Source organism: Legionella sp. km772, from assembly GCF_003989735.1.
Classification (GTDB): Bacteria; Pseudomonadota; Gammaproteobacteria; order Legionellales; family Legionellaceae; genus Legionella.
Window position 1 is genome coordinate 1 of the sequence record NZ_RZGQ01000187.1, and the last position, 4937, is coordinate 4937.

Consider the following 4937-nt stretch of genomic DNA (forward strand, 5'->3'; position numbering starts at 1 on the left):
CAATTAACTAAAAATCAGATGAAAAGGCAATCTATTAAGCGGCTCAGAAAAAATGCTGGATGGGATGATTCTATTTTAACCACTATCTTATCTCAAAATTTTTCATGAGGTGACCCTGTTTAAACACCGTGGGTATTTGGTTGGCATTTGCACAAAATGCAAGTCTATAATTAAGTAACTCTGCTTATTTTTAAATTCTTATAGCGTCTTTTTCTTGTTGTGGTGTAAAATTAAAGCAATATAGGCGAGAAAGGTTTATTCTCGTTAGGTTTAATATTAGTTAGGAATTAAAATGGCTTATAGAAGAATGCTCAAATCCAAAATTCACCGTGCCTGCGTTACTCAAGCTGATTTAGATTATGAAGGCAGTATTACTATTTCTCCTGAGCTATTAAAAGCAGCTAATATCTTACCTTTCGAAGCAGTAAATGTTTGGAATGTCACCGCCGGCACGCGCTTTGAAACCTATGCCATTACCGGCGAGAAAGGTTCTACGGATATTTGCGTTAATGGCGCTGCTGCCCATCTAGTTACCCCCGGTGATCTGATAATTATTGCGACCTTTTCGCAAGTTCCCGAAGAAGAATGTGCGAACGTTGAACCTACCGTTGTTTTCGTCGATCAGTTTAATCGCCTTAAAGAAATTAGACCGGAAGTACTGGGCATGAAAAAACGCTCTTCTTGCGCGGGTTAATTACTTGCCAACCCTTTTACCAGAAGCCGATGCTCGCCCATTTACTTGAGTTACGTCAACGCGCCATTTATGTGGCGCTGTGTTTTTTTGCCTTATTTATACTGTTTTTTTTCCTAGCCGGTGACTTATATCGTCTGTTGGTTTATCCCTTAACTCATTTACTTCCTGCACAACAAAGCCTAATCGCCACTCAAATTACCGCCCCGGTGTTTACTCCCTTAAAACTCGCCACCAATATGGCTCTCTTTCTAAGCTTGCCCTTCACCCTTTACCAACTATGGCGCTTTATTAGCCCCGGATTGTATCAGCAAGAACGGTATTCCATTCGTGGCATCATCGGCATCAGTATAGGGCTATTCATTGCTGGTGTGCTCTTTTGCTTTTATCTCGTCTTGCCTTTAATGTTTCAATTGTTTATTAGCGCTGTACCACAAGGTGTGCGACTAATGCCGGATATGACTAATGCTATGGATTTTATTATTCATATGCTGGCTTTATTTGGCCTGTGCTTCCAAGTCCCGGTACTGTGCTTGCTCTTGGTGCGTATTCAATTAGTACGTATCGCGGATTTAAAAACCCTTAGGCCCTATATGATAGTGCTAGCCTTTATCCTGGGGATGCTTTTAACGCCGCCCGATGTCCTTTCGCAAATCCTATTAGCCCTGCCTTTATGTCTTCTTTATGAGCTAGGTATTTTATTGGCAATTTATTTGTCTTGAAGATATTTATTTGCTCAAGCTTTCTTTGGGCTTACCGACATAGGAGATAGAACTTATTAATAATTAAAAAGGCGGCTATCATGAACAAAACTGCTAAATTTAATATTGGAGATTTAGTAATCCATAAACGTAGTCGCTACCGTGCAGTTATTGTCGATATCGATCCTCTATTCCAAGCCTCTGGCCACTATAACCCCCAAGCTGAAAAACGGGAGTTTGCTACCCGCAATCCTTGGTATAGATTATTAGTTGATGACAGTACACAAGTCACGTACGTGGAAGAGAACATGCTCATTGCAGATCCCTGCCTTGACCCTATAAGCAATCCCTATATCCACCGTTATCTTAAAGGCCAAGAGGGAAATTACCATACCGCAAGAATGAAACATTAAGCCGTTAACTTTCAATAATCTAAGACTAGTGGTGCGTTTAGTTGGGTTATTAAGACCCAACTAACACTACTTATTTTCTATAAAGCGCGGTTGCCTCATCGACTAAATATTTAAAATATTCATAAGACATGTAGTAATTTCCGTTATCCCCGGCATAAGGTCCCCAAGAGTTTCTTAAAATAAACAATCCTTTACTGAGCCGTCCATCGCTGCCGCGGATAAGCGCTGTATCATCATAGCCCACTACGATAATTTCATGTCCTGAATATAAGCTACCCGCTTTTGCTTTTTTTAAAATACTGGCATTAATTACCCAACTATCAAAACGTTTTGCTTTGGTGCCCACGGCCCCTGCACTGCCCTGGTTATCATCTAATAAGAAGCCAATAACCACCCGCCTTCCTGAACGAAGCTGTTGTTTTACTTTCTCTAATAAGGCCGTTGCATTAAAATTGGGACTAAATACTGCGTTAGAATCGGCGAGCACGAGCCCGGTAATATTACCTAAAGGACGTGAAACCGCCGTATACTGGGCAATAGACATCGCCTTAGTGATATTAGCATTGTTCGATAAAGGGTATTGTTTAACGCCTGAGGGACAACCGTATTTTACTTGATAGGCCTTAGTTACCATGCCGTATTTTTTTAATTGATTAAAAACTGCAGTTCCCCAAGATCCATCCCAGCCGCTATAAGACGCTAATTTGGCGCGGACTAAATAATTGCCTAGCTGCAAAGAGCATAAGGAGCTGACATAATCCCCATACCCCATCAGCGCATCCAGAGCACCGGCCATGGCAAATGTCACACAAGTTCCATGTTGTCCTTGGTCTAAGACTGGGGTTTTATTCATACCTAAATTAATTCTAACCGCCGCCGTTGTTTTATAAAGTGAGGGTTGGTTGCCATACCCTTGTAATTCATCAATTCTCCCCTTTAAAGCCATTTTAGCGGCGGGTGACAATTGAAGCTTTTGAACTACTATGGTTTTAGAAACGGAGAGCGATTTATTCAAATTAGAGGTCGTTGAGATTTTAACCGGAACTTCTCCTACTATTTCTACGGCATTGGCGTATAAAGAACTAGAAAAAAGCAGTGGCAAAAAAAGTGAGCCATATTTACTCATGACACCTCCATGAACAAAGTAAAAGTCGACTCTTTTTTAGAAAGTCATCTTTAGAATATAGTACAAAAATTATGCTATAACTAAAAAGCTTCTCAAAAAAAAACAAAAAAGGCTTGGATTAATCCAAGCCTTCGATTTAAACACTGGGAACAATGGCCTGAGCCTCATCACAGAGCGCCTTAAAATAATCATATGAAATATAAAAATTACCGCCATCCCCAGCTTGCTTTCCCCAAGAGTTACGCACAATAAATAAACCCTTACTCAACTGCCCATCTTTCGTCCAAGCTTGGGCTTTATCATCATAGCCAATGATAACCATCTGATGACCGGCTTTAAGCTCACCTTTTTTAATCTTTTTTACCAATTCTGGAGTTAATACCCAGGTATCGTAATTTTTTTTGAATCGCGCAAGAGCACCCGCTTCCCCTAGGCTATCATCAAGCAACATCCCAAAAGTGACCCGTTTTCCTTCCCTTAAATTCTTTTTAACCGCGCGTAAGAGGGAAACAGGGTTAAAGTCAGCTGAAAAAACCTCTTCAGCATCCGCTAAAACCGTCCAACTCGCAAAAGATAAAGGCAGGGAATTAGCAGTATATTCACTAATGGACATAGGTGAGCCGGTATTCTTCTCATTGGTCAAGGGGTAACGCTTTACTCCTGCACAACCATACTCTTGTTGGTAACTTTTAGGGATGATTCCATACGTGTTTAATTGCCCTAAAACAATAGGGCCATTAGAGCCGTCCCAGCCGCTGTAAGGAACTTGACGACGCTTAAGCAGATAAGACCCAAGTTCCAAACTGCATAGTTGGCTAATGTAATCCCCTTTTCCCAGTACGGCATCAAAGGCTGCAGTTATGGCAAAAGTAACACAAGACCCATGTGCCCCCTGATCAAGGACTGGAGTGCCATTCATCCCTAAATTAATGGCGCTTGGAATTAAGGAATTGCTCTCGGTAGCTACACTTAACTCGTCCGGGCTACGCTCAATGCGATCTTTTAACACTCGTTGTGCTTCTGCAGACAAACGCACATTTTGTACATAAACAATCTGGGTTTTAGTATAGAAGGACCGGTGTAAGTCATCTTGAGCGGAAATAGTCAGGGGGATAGTCCCAATAACTTCAAGTGATTGGGCTTGCAAAGGACAGGATAAGGCAATACTTAGAATAGCGAGATTCCATTTAATCATTTATACACTCCATGTAAAATAAACAGGCTTATTGTGACTCTAAAAAAGCAGGGTCAACTAATGGTATAGTACAAAAGCTCAACAATTAGCCACTCTTGACATCATTTTTTCATTTTAAATAGAGGCCGACTTACACCCTAATCAAGGGCATGGGCGTAGGCTCAAGGAGATTTTCTTCTTCCATGGAGGGGCTAATAAGTTGTTTAATTTGCTTTATAAGTACCGGAGGGCAGCCATATAAACGTAATTTCAGATCAAAATTATCGCTGCGGCGCTGGGAGAAGCTCATTGCTGTGCGGTGATATGAGTGGGAGTCCTTTTTTAACAAGGCCATTTTAATAAGTTGCTCTTGAAGAAAAAGGGTGACATGACTTGTCTGTAACCCATTCCAATCTCGTCGCACATAAGAAACTCTATGCGCATCAGCCATGTTGGTTCTAAAAATAATCCCATCAGGATTGGAGATATGGCGCAAAGTATAGCTAAAAGTCTCAAGCCCCCGAGAGGTTTGTAACGAGGCTGTAATAAAACCTGATAAGGTGGGATTATCATCTTTATATTCTATTTTTGCATCTAATTGAAAACGCCAGGTCTTTTCACCCACAGTTAAACTTACCGGCTCACTATTCTTCAATACAATAGGCTGGGGAATATGAAAGCCAGAATCTAACAGAATTAGCCCATCCTTACATAACTCATGTTACGCACGGTCAATTTTAAGCTGCCATATTTTTAAGCTCCTGCCAAGCAATCTGGTTCGCTCTAAGAATCAATTTGTACTTAATAGCAAAGTGATTTAAATGAGTTTTTA

At 40.9% G+C, this 4937-nt stretch carries 6 protein-coding genes; 3 read left to right on the forward strand and 3 right to left on the reverse strand.

Annotated elements, in window-relative coordinates:
- The first annotated feature begins 292 nt into the window (after positions 1-292).
- The 3 genes from panD (at position 293) to hspQ (ending at position 1805) form a co-directional block, all read left to right on the forward strand.
- Complete coding sequence (panD, locus tag ELY15_RS13310) at positions 293-694, forward strand: aspartate 1-decarboxylase (protein WP_127100838.1); 402 nt, start codon at positions 293-295, stop codon at positions 692-694.
- Positions 695-723: 29 nt separating this feature from the next.
- Positions 724-1413, forward strand: coding sequence for a twin-arginine translocase subunit TatC (gene tatC, locus ELY15_RS13315; RefSeq protein WP_127100848.1), 690 nt, complete (start codon positions 724-726; stop codon positions 1411-1413).
- A gap of 80 nt (positions 1414-1493) precedes the next feature.
- Positions 1494-1805: a heat shock protein HspQ gene (gene hspQ / locus ELY15_RS13320; protein ID WP_127100840.1), complete on the forward strand. Its 312-nt coding sequence runs from the start codon at positions 1494-1496 to the stop codon at positions 1803-1805.
- 70 nt (positions 1806-1875) lie between these two features.
- Here the strand turns inward: hspQ and ELY15_RS13325 are convergent, their stop codons facing one another.
- The 3 genes from ELY15_RS13325 to ELY15_RS13335 form a co-directional block, all read right to left on the reverse strand.
- Positions 1876-2931, reverse strand: coding sequence for a C1 family peptidase (locus ELY15_RS13325; RefSeq protein ID WP_127100842.1), 1056 nt, complete (start codon positions 2929-2931; stop codon positions 1876-1878).
- A 136-nt stretch (positions 2932-3067) separates the two neighbouring features.
- Positions 3068-4126 (reverse strand): C1 family peptidase, encoded by a 1059-nt coding sequence (locus ELY15_RS13330; protein ID WP_127100844.1) that lies wholly within the window; start codon positions 4124-4126, stop codon positions 3068-3070.
- 130 nt (positions 4127-4256) lie between these two features.
- Positions 4257-4760: a hypothetical protein gene (locus ELY15_RS13335; RefSeq protein WP_127100846.1), complete on the reverse strand. Its 504-nt coding sequence runs from the start codon at positions 4758-4760 to the stop codon at positions 4257-4259.
- Positions 4761-4937: the final 177 nt, after the last annotated feature.

What these genes read in the sequence shown, in the direction of transcription:
- hspQ (WP_127100840.1), top strand. Translation starts at nt 1,494, where the DNA reads ATGAACAAAACTGCTAAATTTAATATTGGAGATTTAGTAATCCATAAA.
- tatC (WP_127100848.1), top strand. Translation starts at nt 724, where the DNA reads ATGCTCGCCCATTTACTTGAGTTACGTCAACGCGCCATTTATGTGGCG.
- ELY15_RS13330 (WP_127100844.1), bottom strand. Translation starts at nt 4,126, where the DNA reads ATGATTAAATGGAATCTCGCTATTCTAAGTATTGCCTTATCCTGTCCT.
- ELY15_RS13325 (WP_127100842.1), bottom strand. Translation starts at nt 2,931, where the DNA reads ATGAGTAAATATGGCTCACTTTTTTTGCCACTGCTTTTTTCTAGTTCT.
- panD (WP_127100838.1), top strand. Translation starts at nt 293, where the DNA reads ATGGCTTATAGAAGAATGCTCAAATCCAAAATTCACCGTGCCTGCGTT.